This is a genomic window from Kordia periserrulae (assembly GCF_003054265.1).
GTDB classification, from domain to species: domain Bacteria; phylum Bacteroidota; class Bacteroidia; order Flavobacteriales; family Flavobacteriaceae; genus Kordia; species Kordia periserrulae.
This window is the reverse complement of record NZ_QBKT01000002.1, coordinates 443,485-466,305: the sequence shown is the minus strand read 5'-3', so window position 1 is coordinate 466,305 and position 22,821 is coordinate 443,485. Positions and strand designations below refer to the sequence as shown.

Annotated in this window: 16 protein-coding genes; 11 read left to right on the top strand and 5 right to left on the bottom strand. The window is 36.8% G+C overall.

Annotated elements, in window-relative coordinates; all coding sequences use genetic code 11:
• The first annotated feature begins 5 nt into the window (after positions 1-5).
• The 5 genes from gldF to C8N46_RS06135 all read left to right on the top strand — a co-directional run bounded on the left by gldF (position 6) and on the right by C8N46_RS06135 (position 8,060).
• Entirely contained in the window at positions 6-731 is a 726-nt protein-coding gene (gene gldF / locus C8N46_RS06160) for a gliding motility-associated ABC transporter permease subunit GldF (RefSeq protein ID WP_108113996.1), read from the top strand.
• Positions 732-733: 2 nt separating this feature from the next.
• The gene (gene gldG / locus C8N46_RS06155) at positions 734-2,389 is read left to right on the top strand and encodes a gliding motility-associated ABC transporter substrate-binding protein GldG (protein WP_108113995.1); all 1,656 of its coding nucleotides are present in this window, start codon (positions 734-736) and stop codon (positions 2,387-2,389) included.
• A gap of 152 nt (positions 2,390-2,541) precedes the next feature.
• Positions 2,542-3,660, top strand: coding sequence for a DNA polymerase III subunit beta (gene dnaN, locus C8N46_RS06150; protein WP_108113994.1), 1,119 nt, complete (start codon positions 2,542-2,544; stop codon positions 3,658-3,660).
• A gap of 259 nt (positions 3,661-3,919) precedes the next feature.
• Positions 3,920-5,311 carry a tRNA uridine-5-carboxymethylaminomethyl(34) synthesis GTPase MnmE gene (gene mnmE / locus C8N46_RS06140; protein WP_108113992.1) on the top strand — a complete coding sequence of 464 codons (1,392 nt, stop codon included), beginning with the start codon at positions 3,920-3,922 and terminating at the stop codon, positions 5,309-5,311.
• A gap of 526 nt (positions 5,312-5,837) precedes the next feature.
• Positions 5,838-8,060, top strand: coding sequence for a TonB-dependent receptor (locus C8N46_RS06135; protein ID WP_108113991.1), 2,223 nt, complete (start codon positions 5,838-5,840; stop codon positions 8,058-8,060).
• 114 nt (positions 8,061-8,174) lie between these two features.
• Here C8N46_RS06135 and C8N46_RS06130 read toward each other — a convergent pair whose 3' ends face one another.
• From C8N46_RS06130 to C8N46_RS06115, 4 genes are all read right to left on the bottom strand, one after another.
• On the bottom strand, positions 8,175-9,422 hold the full coding sequence (locus tag C8N46_RS06130; protein ID WP_108113990.1) for an NAD(P)/FAD-dependent oxidoreductase: 1,248 nt from the start codon (positions 9,420-9,422) through the stop codon (positions 8,175-8,177).
• Positions 9,423-9,735: 313 nt separating this feature from the next.
• The gene (locus tag C8N46_RS06125) at positions 9,736-10,743 is read right to left on the bottom strand and encodes a 4-hydroxyproline epimerase (protein WP_108113989.1); all 1,008 of its coding nucleotides are present in this window, start codon (positions 10,741-10,743) and stop codon (positions 9,736-9,738) included.
• Positions 10,744-10,790: 47 nt separating this feature from the next.
• Complete coding sequence (locus C8N46_RS06120) at positions 10,791-12,374, bottom strand: aldehyde dehydrogenase (NADP(+)) (protein ID WP_108114137.1); 1,584 nt, start codon at positions 12,372-12,374, stop codon at positions 10,791-10,793.
• Positions 12,375-12,440: 66 nt separating this feature from the next.
• Complete coding sequence (locus tag C8N46_RS06115) at positions 12,441-13,361, bottom strand: dihydrodipicolinate synthase family protein (RefSeq protein WP_108114136.1); 921 nt, start codon at positions 13,359-13,361, stop codon at positions 12,441-12,443.
• Between the two features lie 370 nt (positions 13,362-13,731).
• On the opposite strand from C8N46_RS06115, the gene C8N46_RS06110 reads away from it, so the two are divergent.
• The 6 genes from C8N46_RS06110 to C8N46_RS06085 all read left to right on the top strand — a co-directional run bounded on the left by C8N46_RS06110 (position 13,732) and on the right by C8N46_RS06085 (position 20,045).
• Positions 13,732-14,577 carry an AraC family transcriptional regulator gene (locus C8N46_RS06110; protein WP_108113988.1) on the top strand — a complete coding sequence of 282 codons (846 nt, stop codon included), beginning with the start codon at positions 13,732-13,734 and terminating at the stop codon, positions 14,575-14,577.
• 195 nt (positions 14,578-14,772) lie between these two features.
• Positions 14,773-16,395 (top strand): hypothetical protein, encoded by a 1,623-nt coding sequence (locus C8N46_RS06105; RefSeq protein WP_108113987.1) that lies wholly within the window; start codon positions 14,773-14,775, stop codon positions 16,393-16,395.
• A 441-nt stretch (positions 16,396-16,836) separates the two neighbouring features.
• A complete protein-coding gene (locus C8N46_RS06100) occupies positions 16,837-17,805 on the top strand; it encodes a pepsin/retropepsin-like aspartic protease family protein (protein WP_108113986.1) in 969 nt (322 codons plus the stop codon).
• Positions 17,802-18,773 carry a hypothetical protein gene (locus C8N46_RS06095; protein ID WP_108113985.1) on the top strand — a complete coding sequence of 324 codons (972 nt, stop codon included), beginning with the start codon at positions 17,802-17,804 and terminating at the stop codon, positions 18,771-18,773. The genes C8N46_RS06100 and C8N46_RS06095 overlap by 4 nt, the downstream gene beginning before the upstream one ends.
• A gap of 30 nt (positions 18,774-18,803) precedes the next feature.
• A complete protein-coding gene (locus tag C8N46_RS06090; protein ID WP_108113984.1) occupies positions 18,804-19,253 on the top strand; it encodes a hypothetical protein in 450 nt (149 codons plus the stop codon).
• A gap of 168 nt (positions 19,254-19,421) precedes the next feature.
• Positions 19,422-20,045 carry a tellurite resistance TerB family protein gene (locus C8N46_RS06085; RefSeq protein ID WP_108113983.1) on the top strand — a complete coding sequence of 208 codons (624 nt, stop codon included), beginning with the start codon at positions 19,422-19,424 and terminating at the stop codon, positions 20,043-20,045.
• 239 nt (positions 20,046-20,284) lie between these two features.
• Here C8N46_RS06085 and C8N46_RS06080 read toward each other — a convergent pair whose 3' ends face one another.
• Positions 20,285-22,627, bottom strand: a complete 2,343-nt coding sequence (locus C8N46_RS06080) for an ATP-dependent helicase (RefSeq protein ID WP_108113982.1) — start codon at positions 22,625-22,627, stop codon at positions 20,285-20,287.
• Positions 22,628-22,821: the final 194 nt, after the last annotated feature.

Below are 22,821 nucleotides of genomic sequence, written 5' to 3'. Positions count from 1 at the left end.
ACTACATGTTAGCCATACTCAAAAAAGAAATCAACTCATTTTTTTCCTCGTCGATAGGATATTTGGTGATTGCCATTTTTTTAATTCTCAACGGATTATTCTTATGGTTTTTTAAAAGCGAATTCAACATCCTCGATTACGGATTTGCAGACTTAACGCCATTTTTCACGCTAGCACCGTGGATTCTTATCTTTTTAATTCCTGCCATTACCATGCGAAGTTTCTCCGAAGAAAAACGAGTAGGAACGCTAGAATTGTTGTTGACAAAACCTATTTCAGGTTGGCAAATCGTATTGGGTAAATATCTCGGTGCGTTTGTATTAATCCTTCTCGCGTTGATTCCGACACTTTTATACGTCTACACGGTTTGGAATTTGGGAAATCCTACGGGAAATTTGGACGTGGGTAGCACGCTTGGCTCCTACTTTGGTTTGCTATTTTTGATTGCGGCATATACAAGTATTGGTGTGTTTACCTCAACGCTTTCGCAAAATCAAATTGTGGCGTTTATTGCGGCGGTTTTTATCTGTTTTGTGATGTATTTTGGCTTTGAAGGCATCGCTTCCGCAGATGTGTTCGGCGATTTGAATCCTACGGTTGAGAAAATTGGCATGAAACGTCATTTCGACAGCATAGCGCGCGGCGTGATTGACACACGAGATGTTGTCTATTTCCTTAGCGTGACCATTTTCTTTTTATTCTTAACAGTTGTACAACTCAAAAAACGATAAGCTTGAAAAAAGAAATTCCTATTCCTGTAAAAATACTCTTAGTGTTGGTCGGATTGATTATTTTAAATATCGTTTCGAGCAGCATCTTTACACGTTTTGACTTAACTCAAGACAAACGTTATACCCTTTCTGAACCCGCAAAAAACACCGTCACAAAAGTACAATCGCCATTACGCGTGACTATTTTCTTAAAAGGAGATTTACCAACAGAATACAAACGTTTGGCAGACGAAACCGTGCAATTGTTAGAAGAATTTGCCGCGTATAATGACAATATTGACTATGTATTTGTAGATCCTATTGAAGAAAACGCTGTTGAGTATTTAGCAGAAAACCAAATGCCGCCACGCTACGTGACCGAAGAAGTGGCGAATAAAGTGTCACAAGAAGTCGTATATCCATGGGCAATTGCGCAATATGAAAATAAAATTGTCAATGTTTCACTATATAAAAACAATATTGCCAATTCTGACAAAGAACAAATTGCCAATTCCGTTCAACATTTAGAATATGCGTTTGCAGATGCCTTTTCAAAATTGACATTATTAGAAAAACAAAGCATCGCTATTTTAAAAGGAAATGGCGAATTGGACGATATTTATATTGCCAGCTTTTTGCAAAGTCTGAAAGAATACTACCGAATTGCGCCGTTTGATATCAAAGCATTTCCAGACAATCCGCAGAAATCATTGGAAAACTTGAATCGTTTCGATTTGGCAATCATTGCGAAACCAACGACGAAGTTTTCAGACGAAGAAAAATACATTTTAGACCAATATACCATGAATGGTGGAAAATCGTTGTGGTTGGTAGAAACGGCACAAGCAGAAATGGACAGCATTCGCGAAAAAGGAAAAACCTTAGCATTTCCAAGAGATTTAGGATTGACAGATTATTTTCTAGATTACGGAATTCGCGTCAATCCGAAATTGGTGAACGACATGCAATGCGGCGCGATTGGAATGGAATTTGGCGAAGGTAGCAACACGCAATATTTGCCTGTGCAATGGCGCTACAATCCGCTCGCGCAAACCGATTTGAATCATCCAATAACCAACAACATCAACTTGGTACGTTTTGAATTTGCCAATCAAATTGATGTGTTGCCAAAAGGTCCTGAAAAAACCGTATTGCTCAAAAGTTCGCCGCGTTCCAAATTGGAAGGAATTCCCAAAGAAATTTCGTTAAATATCATCGAAAACGAACCAGAAGCGGAAACCTATCAAGGAAAAGGCAATCAAAATTTAGCGGTTTTGGTCGCAGGAAATTTTCAATCTGTATACAAAAATCGTGTTAAGCCATTTCAACTCGAAAACGAAAAAACAGCAGGTGAATCCAAAATGATTGTTGTTGCGGACGGCGATGTTATCAAAAATCAAGTCTCGCGTGGACGACCACAAGAATTAGGCTTTGATATCATCACACAACGCCAATACGGAAACAAAGAATTCCTATTAAATTCGGTAAATTACCTGTTGGACAACAACGGACTTATAAACATTCGCTCCAAAGAATTAAAACTAGCCTTTTTAGACAGTCAAAAAATAACAGACGAAAAAGGGTTCTGGCAATGGATAAACATTGGCTTTCCGCTGGCAATACTTGCAATTTTCGGTGTTGTTTTTAACTATATCCGCAGGCGTGCATACGCAAAATAGTTGTTAATAAGTTTCCTTTCTTTACAACGAGTTTTGAGATATATTTGTAAGAATATCACAAAGTGATTCTTTTTGCCACAATTTACCATTGAAAAGCTATGTAATTTAACTGGGAAGAATTATTTTTGAACATTAATATAGCACACAATCACATGAAATTTATTGTATCAAGTACATATCTATTAAAGCAGCTGCAAGTTTTGGGCGGCGTTATCAATAACAGCAATACCTTACCAATTTTAGACAATTTCCTATTTCAACTCGATCATAACGAATTGAAAGTGTCTGCATCCGATTTAGAAACGACGATGTCTTCTGTGTTAACCGTAGAATCAGACAGTACAGGAAATATTGCAGTCCCTGCAAAGTTATTATTAGATACTTTAAAAACGTTTCCTGAGCAGCCATTAACGTTTGTTGTGGAAGATAATAATACGGTTGAAATCAGCTCTAATCACGGTAAATATGCCTTGGCGTATGCAGATGGAGACGAATTTCCTGCGGCAGTGGAATTGAAAGAGCCAAGCGCTACGACGATTGAAGGCGATGTATTGGCAACGGCGATTAGCAAAACAATCTTTGCTTCTGGAAACGACGATTTACGTCCGGTAATGAGCGGTGTATTTTTTCAGTTTTCTCCAGAAAATTTAACCTTTGTTGCCACAGACGCGCACAAACTAGTAAAATACCAACGTACAGATTTGAGCGCTTCGCAAGTAGCAGAATTCATCATGCCAAAGAAACCTTTGAATCTTTTAAAAGGAATTTTAGGCGGAAGCGAAGACGAAGTGTTGATTGAATATAACGATAGCAATGCGAAGTTTTCTTTTGATAATACCGTATTAATCTGTCGTTTGATTGATGGAAAATATCCTAACTACGAAGCGGTAATTCCAAAGGAAAATCCTAACAAATTAGAAATTAACCGTAATCAATTTTTAAACTCAGTACGTCGTGTGAGTATCTTCTCAAACAAAACCACGCATCAAATTCGTTTAAAAATTGCAGGTGCCGAATTGAATATTTCTGCAGAAGATATCGATTACTCAAACAAAGCAGAAGAACGTTTAACATGTGATTACCAAGGTGATGACATGCAGATTGGGTTCAACTCACGTTTCTTAACAGAAATGATTAACAATCTAAATTCTGATGAAGTTTCGTTGGAAATGTCGCTACCAAACCGCGCAGGAATTCTAACGCCAATCGATGGTTTAGACGAAGGCGAACACATTACGATGTTGGTGATGCCGGTGATGTTGAATAACTAGGTGTTGGGTATTAGGTGTTGGGTATTAGGTGTTAGTGCTTTCCCAAGAACCTTTTTAAAAATATAGTGAAATCCGTTATGCAAGTATGTGTGGCGGATTTTTTTGTTATTCGTTATTCGTGAAACTACAAAACACGAAACACAAAGAACAAAGAACAAACATAAAAACACCAAAAAGCGAAGCACCCCAAAACCCAAAACCCAACACCCAACACCTAATACCCAACAAAATTTCCCTATTTTTGCACAAAATTTAATCTATGATTCCAAATGATACCATTGTGGCTTTGGCAACACCTTCGGGAGCTGGCGCGATTTCTGTGATTCGCGTTTCGGGAAAGGAAGCAATTTCCATTTGTGAACCGCTTTTCAAATCGATTCGCAATAAGAAATTGACCAAGCAAAAGTCGCACACCATTCATTTAGGTCATATTGTGGATGAAAACCGTTATTTGGATGAAGTATTGGTGTCTGTGTTTAAAGGACCGCACTCCTACACGGGCGAAAATACGATTGAAATTTCGTGTCACGGTTCGGTGTACATTCAGCAGCAAATCATTCAATTATTGTTGCGAAACGGCTGTAGAAACGCCAATGCGGGCGAATTTACCCTACGTGCATTTCTCAACGGAAAACTCGATTTATCACAAGCAGAAGCGGTTGCTGATTTAATAGCTAGCGATTCCGAAGCGTCACACCAATTGGCAATGCAACAAATGCGTGGCGGATTTAGCAACGAAATAAAAAACTTACGTGAAGAATTACTCAATTTTGCGTCTTTAATTGAATTGGAACTCGATTTTGCCGAAGAAGATGTCGAATTTGCCGATCGTACACAATTTAAAACATTGGTAGAACGCATTCAATTTGTCTTAAAACGCTTGATTGATTCTTTTGCGGTTGGAAACGTGATTAAAAACGGAATTCCTGTAGCGATTGTTGGCGAACCGAATGTGGGGAAATCTACCTTATTAAATGCTCTACTAAACGAAGAACGCGCCATTGTTTCTGACATTGCAGGAACCACACGAGATACGATTGAAGACGAATTGATTATTGACGGAATTGGCTTCCGATTCATTGATACCGCAGGAATTCGCGATACCAAAGATGTCGTAGAAAGCATCGGAATTCAGAAAACATTTGAAAAAATTGAGCAAGCGCAAGTGGTCATTTACTTGATTGACAGTTTACAACTTACAGACGAACATTTGACTTTACTCAAAACAGAAATCGGAAAAATCAAAAATAAATATCCGCAAAAGCCACTCATCATTGTTGCTAATAAAATCGATAAGCTAGCATCATCGCACATTGAACAATTACAAGCGGAAATTGAAAACATTCATCTCTTATCTGCCAAAGAAAATATCGGTGTCGATTCGTTGAAAGAAAAACTTGTTTCCTTTGTTAATACAGGCGCGCTTCGAAACAACGAAACCATTATTACTAACACACGTCATTATGATGCGCTGTTGAAAGCTTTGGAAGAAATTGACAAAGTACATTACGGACTCGAAGCTGGATTGTCAGGCGATTTGATGGCAATCGACATTCGTCAAGCACTCTTTCATTTTGGGGAAATCACAGGTGAGATTACTACGGATGATTTGTTAGGAAATATTTTTGCTAATTTTTGTATTGGGAAGTGATTTTTCGGAAGAATTAAAAAAAAATAGAATTTTATCTATTTAAATTTCAATTACTTATGAAATAATTTTAACTTTTTTCAAAAAAAATAAAAACCACTAGAAAACTTTCTTCGTATATAAAATCGTAAACAACAAAATCTCACATAATGGATTGTAAATTGTTGTGAATAATCTGATCGAAAAAACCATCTGCCGCCCTTACAGTTGGTTTTTTTCTTTTATAACAATTTGGTTTTGAAAAAAATAAAAATTATCGTACTGAAATTCAATTACTTACAAAATAATTTCAACTTTTTTCAAAAAAATAAAAACCACTCGAAAACTTTCTTCGTATATAAAATCGTAAACAACAAAATCTCACATAATGGATTGTAAATTGTTGTGAATAATCTGATCGAAAAAACCATCTGCCGCCCTTACAGTTGGTTTTTTTCTTTTTAAGTCTATTTTAAAATTTCTTCCAAAAATAAAAACCAAACCTTCTGCTTTCTCGTACGTATTATTGAAAACAAATCAATCGTATATAATGAAAACTAAATTACAAGCATTTATTGTCTGCATCCTTTTACCAATCATCGCATTTGCGCAATCTATCACAGGAAAAATTACCAATCCGTACGACATTCCGATTGCCGAAGCACAAATCTTCAATCAAAACACAAAAAAACATACACATAGTGACGAATATGGAACATTTTTGTTAGAAAATGTTTCTGTGGGCGACAGTTTGCGAGTTTCTCATATTGGATATCAAACAAAATATATAGTCATCAATTCTCTAAACGAAAAACTTAGTATTTTTCTGGAGAAAAAAACAATTTCGCTAAATGAAGTTGTCATCACGCCAGAATTAGATGCGCTTAATTTAATGAGTGATATCAATATTCAGATAAATCCTGTAAACTCCTCACAAGAAATTCTGCAACAAGTTCCCGGATTGTTTATCGGACAGCACGCTGGCGGCGGAAAAGCGGAGCAGATTTTTCTTCGCGGATTTGATATCGATCACGGTACCGATATTGCTATTACGGCAGACGGAATTCCTGTAAATATGGTATCGCACGCGCACGGACAAGGATATGCCGATTTACACTTTCTCATTCCTGAAACCTTAGATAAAATCGATTTTGGAAAAGGGCCGTATTACGCCAATCAAGGAAACTTTAACACCGCAGGATATGTAGATTTTAAAACAAAAAAACGTCTAAAAGAAAGCATGATAAAGTTGGAAGCTGGACAGTTTGATACCTACCGAATGTTGGGAATGTTCAATATTCTGAATACAAGCGAGCATTCTGCCTATATCGCCAGTGAATATTTAGCAACCGATGGTCCTTTTGAAAGTCCGCAGAATTTTTACCGCTTTAATATTTTGGGAAAATATACAGGAAATATCTCCGAAAATGACCGTGTTGGCGTTACATTATCACATTTTGAAAGTACGTGGGATGCTTCTGGACAAATTCCACAACGTGCTGTTGATAGTGGATTGATAAGTCGTTTTGGTGCGATTGATGACACAGAAGGCGGAACTACTAGCAGAACGAATCTATTAATCAATTACGATAAACGATTGTCGCCAAATGCTTCTGTTGAAAACAGTTTTTTCTACAGTAAATATGATTTTACACTTTATTCCAATTTTACATTTTTTCTGGATGATCCGATAAATGGTGATCAAATCAAACAGCAAGAAAACAGAACTTTATTCGGTTTCAAAAGTGAATATTCACGCTCGTTTCGTACAAATTCGTTTGAAGGTGAATGGAACGCAGGAATCAGTTTGCGTAAAGATTTGAGCAATGATAATGCGCTTTCCAAAACATTGAACCGCCGCGAAATACTATCACGAACGCAATTTGGTGACATTGATGAAACAAACGTTGGAGCCTTTTTAAATGCGAGTCTTGAATTTGGAAAATGGACTATCAATCCGGCAATTCGCGTAGATTATTTTGATTTTCAATACAACGATTTTCTGCAAACACAATACGAAACACAGTCGGAAACGAAAGCGATTCTCAGTCCGAAACTAAACTTTTTATACAATCATTCGGATAATTTACAAGCCTACGTAAAAACAGGAAAAGGATTTCACTCCAATGATACTCGTGTGGTTGTGACACAAAACGGAAGAGAAATTTTGCCTTCTGCCTATGGTTTTGATGCTGGATTCATTTGGAAACCAATTCCTGAATTAGTTCTAAACACCGCGTATTGGCAATTGTATTTAGAGCAAGAATTTGTCTATGTAGGTGATGCTGGAATTGTAGAACCAAGTGGAAAAACGCGCCGACAAGGAATTGACCTCAGCGTTCGTTACCAACCGTTTCAGTGGTTATTTTGGAATGTTGACACCAATTACACACACGCACGTTCAACAGAAGCGCCAAATGGAGAGGATTTTATTCCATTAGCTCCAGATTTTACCGTATCAAGTAGTTTAAATTTTCAGTCGAAAGATGGTTTTTACGGCGGATTCAAACTCAGACACATCAAAGACAGACCTGCCAATGAAGACAATTCGATTGTTGCAGAAGGCTACACCGTTGTGGATTTCAATATAGGTTACGACTGGAAAAACATGAGTTTCGGATTGCAAATTCAAAACTTGTTTGACACGGAATGGAACGAAACCCAATTCGCCACAGAATCGCGTTTACAAAACGAAACACAATCCGTAGAAGAAATACATTTTACGCCAGGTGTACCGTTTTTTGCGAAAGCGAGTGTTACGTATCGATTTTGAGATTGTTGTTTTTCGTTCTTCGTTCTTTGTTGTTTGTTGTTTGTTGTTTTTCTTTCCTATTACAATTGAATTTTGAAGATAATTAACACATTGCTACATTTTCAAATTATCAAATTAAGAAAACCGTTCCACCTCAAAACCTTCTAATTTCATCGAAGTTGGCTTCGCTCCTATCAATTCACTGACTAGTTTTCCGGTGGCTGGACCTAAACTCCAACCCATCATAGCGTGACCTGTAGCAATCGTGATATTTTTGTAGTTTGAAGTTTTTCCAATATACGGCAAACCATCTGGCGAACACGGACGCAATCCGCAAGCAGCATTTTCAATAGAAGTCTTTGGAATTTTCAATCCGTTGTAAAAAGTTTCCGCTGCTTTTGCAATCGCATTTACGCGTATTTTGTTGATGTTGTGATTGATACCGCCAAGTTCCATCGTTCCTGCAAAACGCGTAAAACCTTGCATGGGCGTTACGGCAACTTTGGCTTCTGCTAAAATGGCTGGCATGGTAATTTTAGTATCTTCCGAAACATCAATTCGGTAGCCTTTTCCCGCTTGAAGCGGAATTTGTATGCGTAATTTTTTCGCCAAAATAGAACTCCATGAACCTGCCGAAAGTATAAATTCATCTGCTTTTAAAGTTCGTTTCGAAGTTTGTACAGCAACAATTTTATCCGCAGAAAACTCAAGATTGGTAATGGTTTCATCGGTATAAAATTGAACCCCTTTTTGTTGCAACAATGCTATCAGTTGTGGCATAAAATTCGTCGGAGTCATGTGCGCATCGGAGTCAAAATAAATAGCGCCTTTGATATTAAAATCTACATTCGGCTCAAGTTTTTTGACTTCTTCTTTGGTCAGATTTTGAACGTGTAAACCTTCTGAAATAGCACGTTTTCCCATGTTCCACTCTGCTTCGCCTTCTTTGTCGGTTTGATAACACATCAACAAGCCTTTTCGCTCGAAATGAAAGTCAAAATCGCCCGAGTTTTTCATATCCACATACAATTCTCGACTTAACAAATTGATATCTTTTATAATCGGAATTGATTTCTCAACATGTTTCGCGGTGGCAGATTTTTTAAACAACCATGACCAGCGTAAAAAGTCGGCTTCTAATCGTGGTTTTATATAAAACGGACTCGACGCATCAAACATCCACTTCAAACCTTTAGTAATCATGCCAGGCGCTGCCAACGGAATAATGTGACTTGGCGTAATATAACCCGCATTTACAAAAGATGCGCCACTGGACAAATCACTTTTGTCAACAATCGTCACTTGGTGTCCGTCTTGTTGCAAATAATACGCACAACAAAGTCCAATAATACCGCCTCCAATAATTACTATTTCTTTTTTCAAATTTTTACTTCTTTAGACCTTTTAGATTTTTAGACCGATTCTTTGAATCTTTTAGACTCATTTTATTTTTAGATGGTTGATATATTTATATTTCATAGCTGTTCTCTATACATTTTTCTGTCGAAAAATACTCGAACAGAAGAGCTTACTAACGCAGCAATTTGATAATATATTTCGTCAAGCTGAACTTGATTCAGCTTCTCATAAAGTAACTAAAATTTCAACAAAAATTACTTGCTTTTCACACAGAAACCGATCTAACATAAAAAACATCGAACAACGAAAAACAAAAAACAAACAACCAGCAACCAAACTAAATCACTTGAAAACCGTGCGCATACGGATCGTCTTCATCATCAATGATAATTGTATTATAACCATAAATTTTTGCCCAACCTTGAATACTGGGTACAATCGCGGGTTTTCCTGCTAACTGAGTTTCTTCTTCAATTTTCCCTATAAATTTTGAGCCAATATAACTTTCGTGAATGAATTCTTCTCCTAATTGTAATTTTCCTTTGGCGTGTAATTGTGCCATGCGCGCAGAAGTTCCTGTTCCGCAAGGACTTCTGTCAATCGCTTTGTCACCATAAAATACCGCATTTCTTCCCGAAGACGTTTCGTCTAGCGGATTACCTGTCCAAAGTATGTGTGAAACATCACGAATTGTTTCATCTTCCGGGTGCACAAACATGTTCGGATATTTTTGATTGATTCGAGCGCGAACTACTTGTGAATACTGGATGATTTTACTCGCAGTAAAGTCGTGAATGCCTGAAAAATTTTCTTGCGGATCCACAATCGCATAAAAATTACCACCGTACGCAACATCAAAAGTCAGTTCTCCTAACTCTGGACACGCTACGGTTAAATTTTCAGCTGCCAAATAGCTTTTAACATTCGTCAACCGTACCCAATCTACTTTTTTGTTCGTTTGCTGATATGAAATAGCGACCAAACCTGCGGGCGTTTCCATACGAATTGTACCCTGCGTTTTCGGTGTAATCAATCCTTCTTCTATGGCAATGGTAATCGTACCAATCGTTCCGTGTCCACACATGGGCAAACAACCTGAAGTTTCTATAAACAGAATTCCAACATCATTTTCAGGATTGCTTGGCGGAAATAGCATACTTCCGCTCATCATATCGTGACCGCGCGGTTCAAACATGAGCCCTTTCCGAATCCAATCGTATTCTTTGAGGAAATGCTGTCGTTTTTCGCTCATATTTATTCCTTTCAAATTCGGAACGCCGCCAGCTACGACTCGCACAGGATTTCCACAGGTATGGGCGTCAATACAGAAAAAGGTTTTTCTCATTTAATATATTTTTTCTCTAACTGATTTTTAATCCACTGATAAAATAATTACAAAGTTTCTCTTGTTTGTTTTCCGTCAATCAATCGAAGAATTCCTAAAGGATTTTCATTTTTTAAAGCATCAGGTAACAATTCATTGGGCCAATCTTGATAACTAAACGGTCGTACCCAACGCTTGATTGCATCTTGTCCAACCGCCGTAAAACGACTGTCCGTAGAAGCAGGATACGGTCCGCCGTGTTGCATGGCTGGCGCGACTTCAACTCCCGTAGGAACTCCGTTAAAAATGATTCTTCCAACTCTATTCGACAATGCTTTAATGACGTTTGTATATGCTGAAATTTCGTTTTCTTCCGAAATGATAGTTCCTGTAAGTTGTCCTTCCAAATCTGCAATTACTTTTTCCAATTCCGCTTCGTTTTCACATTGAACAAGCAATGAGAAAGGTCCAAAAACTTCGTGATGTAGCTGGTTGTTTTCTAAGAATGTTTTTCCGTCAACTGTGACTACGGCTTGTTTTGCATAGTTTTCAGCGACAGCGATATCCAAATCGGCAAGCGTTTTTACGTTTTCGTGTTGCTGTGCTTTTTCTTTATTGTTTTGATAGCTGGAATGAATATTTGGATGCAACATACATTGTGGTGCAATTTGAACAATTTCGTCCGAAAGTTTCGCAGCAAAAGTTGTCAAATCATCACTTTGTATTCCCAAGAGTAATCCCGGATTCGTGCAGAATTGTCCTGTTCCCAAGGTGATAGAACTGGCATAGGTTTTTGCCCAAGTTTCGGCTTTTGTTTCCAATGCTTTAGGCAATATTACTACTGGATTGATGCTTCCCATTTCCGCAAAAACAGGAATCGGTTCTTTACGTTTTGCCGCCAAATCATACAACGCACGTCCGCCGCGAATGCTTCCTGTAAATCCGACACCTTTTACTTTGGGATGTTGCACTAATTGTTGTCCGACTTCAATACCGCTACTGTTCAAATTTGAAAACACACCGTTTGGCATGCCTGTTTTTTGCGCAGCTTTTAAAATGGCTGCAGCGACCATTTCGCCAGTACCAGCGTGCATTGGATGCGATTTTACAATGACTGAACAACCTGCAGCGAGTGCAGAAGCAGTATCGCCACCAGCCGTTGAAAACGCGAACGGAAAGTTGCTGGCACCAAAAACGACAATCGGACCAATCGGAGTTAACATTTTTCGTAAATCTACGCGCGGATTCGGTTCTCGATTCGGTTGTGCAGGATCAATTCTGGCTTCTACCCAGGAACCTTCTGTGAGCAATTCCGCAAACATTCTAAGTTGTCCAATCGTGCGTCCGCGTTCGCCTTTAGCTCTTCCTTCAGGCAAACCACTTTCAGACATGTAGGTTTGAATTAATTCGTCATCTAATGCTATAATTTCATCTGCAATAGCATTTAAAAAAGCGGCTTTTTTTGCTCCAGAAATCCTTTGGTATGCTTTAAAAGCTTCTGAAGCCAAGTCTACCGCGTCGTTGATTTCTTCGGAAGTAGCTTCTGTAAAAATTGTTTTGTTCTCCGTATTTGCTTGCGGATTAAACGTTGTATAAGTTTTATTGCCTTTGGCGGAAAGTGAATTTCCAATATAGTTTTTTCCTGTAATCATTTTTTGGATGGTTCTTCGTTTTTTGTTTTTTGTCAGTTTGTTGATTTGACACACTCAATTCTAACATTAAAGATACTGTTTATAATTTGGTAACACTGGGCGATTTTTGATTCCTTCTTGAATAATTTCTAGTACGCGTTCTCGTTCTTCTCCAATCAACGGCAATCGTGGTTCGCGAACATGTTCTGTTCCGATTCCTGTAGCCACTTCTGCTAATTTTATGTTTTGAACAAGTTTCGTGTTGATGTCTAATTCTAATAACGGTAAAAACCATCTGTAAATCGCGATAGCTTCGTCAATTTTTCCCGCTTTTGCCAATGCATAAATCGCGACGGTTTCTGCCGGAAACGCACACACCAAACCTGCAACCCAACCATCTGCGCCCATCAACAGACTTTCCAACGCCAAGGTATCAACACCACTTAAAATCGCCAATCGGTCACCAAAACGATTTTTGATTCGGGTAATATTTGAAATATCACGCGTCGATTCTTTCACGGCTTGAATATTTGGGCAATCGTTGAGCAAAGCTGAAAACATATCGAGCGTGACTTCAATTCCGTAATCTACAGGATTGTTGTACACCATAATCGGCAAATCGGTACTTTGAGCGACCGATTTAAAGTATGTCACCGTTTCTCTGCTATCTGCTTTGTAACGCATCGGCGGCAACATCATCAAACCGCTAGCACCGTCTTCTTTGGCATGTTGCGCCGCTTGTTTCGCCGCAACGGTAGATTGTTCAGCAATATTGATAATGACAGGGATTTTTCCATTCACAAGTCGCACCGCTTCTCGCACTAAAATTCGTTTTTCGTCATTCGTCAATGTACTGGCTTCTCCAAGCGTTCCGCCCAAAATGATTCCATGCACGCCTGCATCAAGTTGTGCTTTGATGTTGACTGCAAACATTTCTAAATCGAGCGTATCATTTGTTGTAAATTTTGTCGTAACGGCTGGCATTACGCCTTTCCAATTGATTTTCATGTTTTTGTTGTTTGTTGTTCGTTTTTTGTTTTTTGTCAATTTATAACTCTTAACTCCTAACTCATCACTTTTTAACTAGTTGCTAGTTGCTGGTTAACTTCTTTACACTATTTGTTATTTCAAAATTTAAACTCCTCAACTTATAAACATATAAACTTCGTATTGTCGGTTACACATACTTTTTCATTTTATTTTACGGTTTTGCATTTACATTTTTCTATCTGTTTACACTGAGCTTGTCGAAGTGTAAAAGTATAAAAGTGTTCTTTTGTTGAAATCGTGAATATTATCCAATATTGATATTATTTTATCCTAATTTTTTATTTAAAATCTATTTTTAGATTAATTTTAGCATGATTTAATTCCTAACATGAAAGTTTTACCGTTTAAGATTCCGAAAACTGAAGACGATATTTTGATTGTTCAAGAAGATGTTGGACAAACGTTTTATGAGCAATTGCATCAGCATGAAGAGATTCAGCTTTCGTGTATCATTTCGGGAAAAGGAACGTTTATTGTCGGTGATACGATTCGCGATTTTCAACCGAAGGATGTGTTGCTGTTTGGCAGTACTATTCCACATGTATTGAAGTGTGATACTTCACTTGACGAGGATTCGTATATGATTTCGCTGTTTTTTACGCATCATAGCTTTGGTGAACGTTTTTTTGCGTTACCAAAGCTTCAAAAACTGCAACAATTACTATACGATGCGGATTTCGGTGTGAAGTTTTTAGAAAATCAATCGCTTGTAAAACCATTGTTTGAGCGGATTTTACACGAAAACAGCTTGCAGCAGTTTGCCACTTTTTTTGAGATACTTTCTTTAATAGCAGCATCAAAATATGAAACGGTTGCTTCGTTCCTGAATACTAAAAACTACACCGATGACGAAGGAAAACGCATGAGTGCGGTTTTTGAATTTGTAATGAATCATTTTGAGCAGAAAATTGTCTTGGAAGATGTTGCCACCATCGCCAACATGACACCGAACGCATTTTGCAAGTATTTTAAACAGCGAACCAATAAAACCTTTTTTAAGTTCCTCACCGAAGTTAGAATTGAAAATGCTTGTAAGTTTTTGACCAATTCCAAACAGTTTTCGATTTCAGATATCGCCTATAGTTGTGGGTTTTTTAATGTGTCAAATTTCAATCGGAAGTTTAAGGAAATTAAAGGTGTGACGCCGACGGAGTTTCGGAAGAAGGTTTTTTAGGTGTTGGGGTTTGAATGTTGAATTTTGAATTGTTTTTTACGTCTTCACGAGGAAATATGACGAAGTGATCTGTTTCTTTTTTTATTTCATCATTTTCATAAAAGCAGGAATCTTACAACTAACTCCAATCATATCTGTAACATCAACTTATATTCAAAGACTTATGTTTTAGTAAGAAAATAGCTATATTTAAACATGATTACAGAAAAAACGTATAAGTGGGTTGAAGAATTGCTAGACCCGAAAGTCACTGAGATTTCAGATGAAGATTATGACCGATTGGTTGAAAACTATTTTCGAGTAGATAAAACAGATTGGTTTGAAGAAGATGACACAAGAATATGGAAAGACCAAAAACAAGTAAGTGATTTTTGGAGTCTAATTAGAAAATTTTCCATGCCAATAGGAAAAAAAAGAAAGCTTTATGACTTTAGTTATTTTAATTTTCCTGAAATAGACTATGTAGAGAATAATAATTTTTACGATAGAAATGAAAAAAGCATTTTTGATGAAAAAGTTTTTTTTAATGGAGCAATATTTTTAGATATAATGCAATTTTCTATGACTATATTTACAAAAGAAGTTGAATTCAAAAGAGTAAAGTTTCATGATTTATATATTATAAATTCAGAATTTAGAAAAAGTGTAATCTTTGATAATAGTCAATACCTTTCGCTTACTGTAAGCAATTCTTCTTTTAATGAGGATTCATATTTTAGAAATAATATTTTTAATAATGAATTTAATTTTAACAATAATACTTTCACAGGTTTAGTATGGTTCAATGAATCTAATTTTCTTAGTAAAACATATTTTGATAATATAACTTTTCTTGATAATAGAGTAATTTTTAATGAGGTTGAATTTAATGATGATATAGAATTTTATAAATGTATTTTTTATAGAGAAGCACAATTTACACCAACCTTTTTTTCAAAAAAAGTTGAGCTTATTCAATGTGAATTTTGGGATGATGTACATTTCAACCAATCACAATTCAATGGTATAACTGTTTTTGATAAACCTATTTTCAAGAAAAAAGCAGATTTCTCCTTTTGCTATTTTGAAGACATTAATTTAAAAGAAATTAACACGAATTGGCAATACAGAGAGAATAATTACACTGAACCTGCCGAATTGTATTTTAGAGATGTATTCTTCAACTCAAAAACATTTTTCAAAAATTCAGACTTAACAAAACTAGAATTAGACAACTGTGATGTCTCCAATATTACCTTTAGCAGATGTATATGGAATGATGAAAAAAATAGATTAAAGCTTGTAAACGAATTACCGATACAAAGTCTTGAAGCTAAAAATAAATTAAAATTAGCAAATCATCATCCTTCCAAAAAAGAGGAAACTCAAAAGCTGATTGATAAACTACGAGATTCTGAAAATCATTATCGTCAACTCAAAAAGAATTTTGACAGTACTAAAAGTTGGGAACTTTCGGGAAAAGCTTATGTCAGTGAAATGGAAATGCGCAAACGTAGATTATATCTTGAAGGCAAATTATACCAATGGGCTATTTATAAGTTTTACGATGTTTTTGGTGGTTATACACAGGACTTCAGAAAACCAATTGTCAGTATTTTTAAATTAATTTTTGCTTTTTCTACCATTTATTTTTTTATTGATTATAATGTTTTGAATGCCATCCAAAGAGGCATTAAAGGTGCATTGCCATACATGGAAATAGGAATTGAAGATCCTTTTACTGGCTTCTGGCTAATACCTAGAAATATTGAATTAGTACTTGGCGGAACATTTTTGGCGTTTTTTATTCTAGCATTACGCAAGCGATTTAAGCAGTAAATCGTACTTTAATAGCGTTTGTTAAGTTTGAGATTACTTTGTCATACTTCCTCGTAAAGACGTATCAAAAAAGCTTTTTTATGAGATGCTGAATCAAGCCTGTCTTGAGTTACAGTCGAAAGGTTCTGCATGACGAAATATATCTTTTAATTCTAAAATAAAAGCCATTGGTGCATTATCAAATTTGCACATTAAAAACCGTCACTTCGAGTGTTTTTCTGAAAGAAAAAAGTATCGAGAAGTACTCTGAAATTCATAGCAAGTCTCGATACAAAATTTCTCCGAAATTTCACTCGACCTGACGCTTAGTAAATAAAAACCAATCAACAAATTGACGAATTATCAAATCATCAAATTGACAAACAACCTTCCCAAATCTTTCTTAAACTGCAACAATTTTCCAAGTCAATCGTCTATATTGTATCATCATCAATCAAAATTATGCGAAAACTTATCTTTACCACGTTGGTTTTCTTCTTATCCATTCAATCTATTTGGGCAAATGAGGAGGAAAATCCTATCCAAATTTTGTTTCCTCAAGCAGAGTTTATCAATCAACATACAGCGCGAATTCCGTTTAAAGTCGTAGATCATCTGATTGTCGTAGAAGCCGAATTCCTCAACCAAAAAGGCGATTTTATCATTGATACTGGCGCGGAACGACTGATTTTAAACAAAGTCCATTTCCCGAAAGGACATATTTTATCCAAAAAGAAAGGTAAAATGACGGGCGTTACGCGTATCATAGACCAGCCGTACGAACGAAAGCTCAGCGAGTTCATCCTACACAATTTTAACCTGAAAAATAAAAAATCGGACGTGATTGACCTTTCGCATATCGAAAAAAGCAAAAAAATGCACTTGCTCGGTATTATTGGCTATAATATTCTAAAGGATTACGAGATTTTTATCGATTTGTATCTGAACCAAATCACACTCGCAAAAACAGACAAATACGGTACAAAATTGGACACGAAAGTTTTTGCTGAAACTATTACCGATAGCTTAGATTTTGAATTAAAAAAACACACCATTGTCGTTTCTGGATTTGTGAATGACGAAAAAGTGCGTTTTGCGTTGGACACAGGTGCCGAATTCAATCAGTTGAACAAAAACAGTTCTAAAAAAGTATTGGAAAAATTTCGTCCCATCAAACGATTGTCCATGATTGGCGCGGGCAATAAAAAGGTGCGTGTTTTGGCAGGAAAGTTGTATGATTTTCGATTGAACGAACACAACGGCGTTGGTCCCATGTATACCATTGTGACAAATTTGCGGAAAATGCGAGACGCCTATGGCACTTCCGTAGATGGCATTTTGGGCTACGAATTTTTAAAATACAAGCGTACGATTATTAATTACAAAAAAGAAAAGTTATATTTCATCAAATCACCTATATTTAAACCGTGAATCGAACCGTAACACATATTATTTTATTGCTAACTTTCTGTTTTTCAGCGAGTCTTTTAGCGCAAAAGAAAACGCAAGGCTATCGCATTGAAGGTGACGAAGTTGTGTTTACGTTTGACAAACGCGAGTATTCTCAAGTGACGCATGGTTTGTATCAACATCGAAAGTCGATGAATGATGAGGATTTTGATATTGAAATGATTGCCGTTGCAGGCGAATTCAACGATTGGGCAGAAGACCGTTGGATTATGAAAAAGATTGACGAAAATCGCTATGAATTGCGCAAAAAGATAGCCGATTTTACCGACGAAATTTCTTGGGAATTCAAATTCGTCATCAACGAAGAATATTGGGCAGAGCCTGAAAGTGATGTCGGAAATATTTCCAAAGCCAAAAGCAAATATGGGAAGGATTTACACGTGTACAATCTTAAAATGTACACCGCGCATATTTCAGAAACTGGAAATACGTCTTTTTTCTTAAAAGGCTATCAAAAAGCGGAAAAAGTGATTTTAAGCGGTTCTTTTAACAAATGGAATGAAGAATTGTTTCAGATGAAAAAAGCAGACGACGGCTGGCATTTGACTTTACAACTAAAGCCTGGCGTGTACGAATACAAATTTATTGTAGACAATCGTTGGATTACCGACGAAGCCAATCCGAACAAGAAACCGAATGAATTTAACGAATTTAACTCTGTAATTGAGGTAAAAGCGTATCATACATTCACGCTTTCTGGATATGACAATGCTACAAACGTATTGCTTTCAGGCTCGTTTAACGATTGGTCGGAAGATGGATTTCGCATGGCAAAAACTGACAACGGTTGGGAACTTTCGGTGTTGCTTTCTGGCGGAAAACATCAGTATAAATTTATTGTAGATGGCGAATGGATTCTCGATCCTGAAAATCCTGTGAAAGAGTATGACGAGAAAGGTCATGTGAATTCGGTGTGTATGATTCGGTAGTTTTTCAAACTATCACAAAATAATTTCAGAATGACGTATAGTTTTAAAACAATCAACAAAACAAAAGCTGTTACACTAGCATTTATTACTACCGTCATTTTCTTAGCTATTGTTTATACTTTGTTATTCTTTTTTCGAGATACTTTATATGATTTTGGTTTTTCTCAAGAAGTAAACTTTATCATTTTTATCTTAATTCTTAGTGTAATATTAAACTTGCTATTTTTTTGTATAACTAAATATATTGCTAAATTAACGTGTGTAAAAGTAACTTCAACAGAAGTTATTATTGATGATAACGATTATTTATCACTTAATGAATTGACTCACATTGAAACAAAAGCAAAAAATACTATTGCCATACTGCATTTTAAAGACGAAAGTCATTACAGATTGCGAAGTTATGGTAAAAATCTTCAAGGTTTTCATAATTTGATTCAAGCTCTAGAACTTTATTTAAACACAAAGAAATCGCTTTAAACTTCTCAAAGTACGACAAAGATTTATCGATACTCTTGAAACACTATGTAAAGAAAAAAACATCAAATCTATTGTAATTAGAAAAGCTTACATTCATGAATACAATCCAAAACCGTAATTCAAAAATTATTGTATATTGAGTTCCGAAACTTAGTAATAGTATAAAACATGATTATTTTTGGAACTCGCGGTGTAAAATCTACCATCAAATCAGGAAATTTTAACTGCCCACAATGCGAACAAAGCAAACCGTACAGACATCGTAAAGTCACGAAATTTTTCACGCTCTATTTTATTCCACTCATTCCGTTGGGAAGTGCTGGCGAATATGTAGAATGTGGCTCTTGTAAAGGCACCTTTATCCCAAGAGTTCTTTCTCAAGATGCTTCTGAAGATGAATTTATGGCGTATTATGAAAAAGCGATTCGACATTCGATGGTATTAGTAATGCTTGCCGATGGTGAGATTGATGCAAACGAAAAAGACCAAGTATTGAAAATCATTAACAAATTTGGTACAAACGATTTGTCTATGGCAGATTTGGATGCGTATATCGCCAAAGTACAACGTGAAAACGAAGATGTTGCTACGTATTTAAAACGCGTTGGTCCTTCGCTCAACGAACACGGAAAAGAAACGGTGATAAAATGTGCCTTGTCTGTCGCTGCGGCGGATGGACATGTGGATGATTCCGAATTGGATTTAATCTCTAAAATGGCGCAAGCGATGGAAATGGCTTCTTCGCATTACAAAGGGATTTTAAGCGAAATGTTTGAAGCTGCGGAAGCGTAGTTTTTTTAGTTGTCAGTTGTCAGTTGTCGGTTTTCAGTTGTCGGTTTTCGGTTTTCAAAGCTGAGAAAGCATAATTGTTTTTTAGCTGCTTGTGGGAAGCTGAATCATACTGAATCAAGTCCAGCACACGAGTTCAGCTTGAAGATTTGATATGAGTTCAATTCATGGATTTGAGTGAATTCGCGGAGCGAATTTATATCGAGAGAAATCTCAATACTCATATCTCACTACTAAAAAGACTAAGACTTTACAATTTCCAATTTCGCAAAACGCAATAACAACTTTTTAATACCGCCAACCTGAAACTTGATTTCTGCTTTTTTATCGCCACCAACACCTTCTAAGCGTAAAATTTCTCCGCGACCAAAGCGTGAGTGTTCTACTAAGGTTCCTGGTTTTAAGTTTTCATCTAACAAACTGCCGCTTGCTGGACTGCTTTGTGACGATTCTGGCTTAATTTTTCGCAGTTTTCGGATTTGTTCGGGCGTTGGATTTCCAATGACAGGCGGACGTCCCGATTTTGGTTTCTGCAAACGCAATTTGCTTTTATCGACTTCGCCAAAAATATCATTATCAATCAACGGTTTAAAGCGATAACTCTCTACTGGCGTGATGTAATCTAAATATGCATCGTCAATTTCTTCGATGAAACGACTTGGTTCGGCATCAACCAATTTTCCCCAACGATAACGACTTTGTGTATAGGTCAAATACGCTTGCTTTTCAGCTCTTGTCAAGGCTACGTAAAACAATCTGCGCTCTTCTTCCAATTCGCTTCGTGTGTTCATACTCATGCCCGACGGAAACAAATCTTCTTCCATTCCGACAATGTATACATACGGAAATTCGAGTCCTTTTGCTAAGTGAATGGTCATTAGCGCAACTCTATCAGGATCACCTTTATCATTGTCCATATCGGTTGCCAACGCGACATCTTCCAAAAATTCTGCCAACGCACCTGTGGCATCTGCCACTTCTTTCTGTCCTTCCACAAAATCTTTGATACCGTTGAGCAATTCTTCTATATTTTCAATTCGTGCGACACCTTCTGGCGTTCCGTCTTTTTTGAGTTCTTGAACTAAACCCGTTTTTTTGGTGATGTGTGCTGTCAATTCGAAAGCATTCGCGCCTTCATTCATAATTTGAAAACTACGAATCATCGTCACAAAATTCTCCAATTTGGTTTTGGTTCCGCTATTGATTTTTAAATCGATTTTGGAAATATTTTCCATCACTTCAAACATGGAACGACCGTAATGCTTGGCGGCAACGACCAATTTATCTATGGTTGTTTGTCCAATTCCCCTTGCGGGATAATTAATGACACGCTTTAAACTTTCTTCATCTTTCGGATTGACCACTAAGCGTAAATATGCCAACACATCTTTGATTTCTTTGCGTTGATAGAACGATAATCCGCCGTAAATACGATACGGAATATCACGCTTTCGCAAAGCATCTTCCATCGCTCTTGATTGTGCATTGGTACGATATAAAATCGCAAAATCGCCATTATTGACTTGCTCGCGCATTTTCGTTTCAAAAATAGAACTCGCCACAAAACGACCTTCTTCACCATCGGTAACGCTACGATTGACTTTGATTTTTGGTCCAGCTTCATTGGCGGTCCAAACTACTTTGTCTAAACGTGTTTTGTTATGTTCGATGACTGAATTGGCAGCTTCTACAATGTTTTTGGTAGAACGGTAATTCTGCTCCAAGCGATACATGGCAACATTGTCATAATCTTGCTGAAAGTTGAGAATGTTATTGATATTCGCGCCACGAAACGCATAAATACTCTGCGAATCATCTCCCACAACACATATATTCTGAAAACGATCTGCCAACGCTTTTACAATCAAATATTGTGAATGATTGGTATCTTGGTACTCATCTACCAAAATATAACGGAAACGATCTTGATATTTTGCCAATACATCTGGAAAACGGTTGAGCAATTCGTTGGTTCTTAACAATAAATCGTCAAAATCCATCGCGCCAGCTTTAAAGCATCTATCCACATATTCCTTGTAAATTTCGCCCATACGCGGACGTTTTGCCATCGCATCGGCTTCTACCAATTCAGGATTGTTAAAATAGGCTCTCACCGTAATTAAGCTGTTTTTAAACGAAGAAATTCGCGAACGCACTTGCTTGTACTTGTAAATGTCTTTATCAAGCTGCATTTCTTTGATGATGGAGCGAATCAAACGTTCAGAATCTTGCGTATCATAAATCGTGAAGTTACTTGGATAGCCTAATTTATCTGCTTCGAAACGTAATATTTTTGCAAAAATGGAGTGAAATGTTCCCATCCACAGATTTTTTGCTTCACTTCCGCCCACAATTCGCGCAATACGTTCTTTCATTTCACGCGCAGCTTTGTTGGTAAAGGTCAACGCCAAAATGTTGAACGCATCCACGCCTTGACTCATTAAATACGCAATGCGATATGTTAAAACTCTCGTTTTTCCTGAACCTGCGCCTGCAATTACCATCAACGCACCATCTTTGTGAATGGTTGGCGCTCTTTGTGCATCATTTAGCTGCGAAATGTAGTGTTGAATATCCTGCTCCATAAGTAACTTCAAAAATAATACTCTCGCAGCGCTAATACAACTTTTTTATTGGGTTTTGGGTGTTAGGTTTTGGGTGTTAGGTTTTGGGTGATTTGTTCTTTGTTGTTTGTTGTTTGTTGTTTTGTCTTCTTGTCTTCTGATTATTTTCGACGAATAACAAACAATAGAAAACAAAAAAACATGAATCTAACACC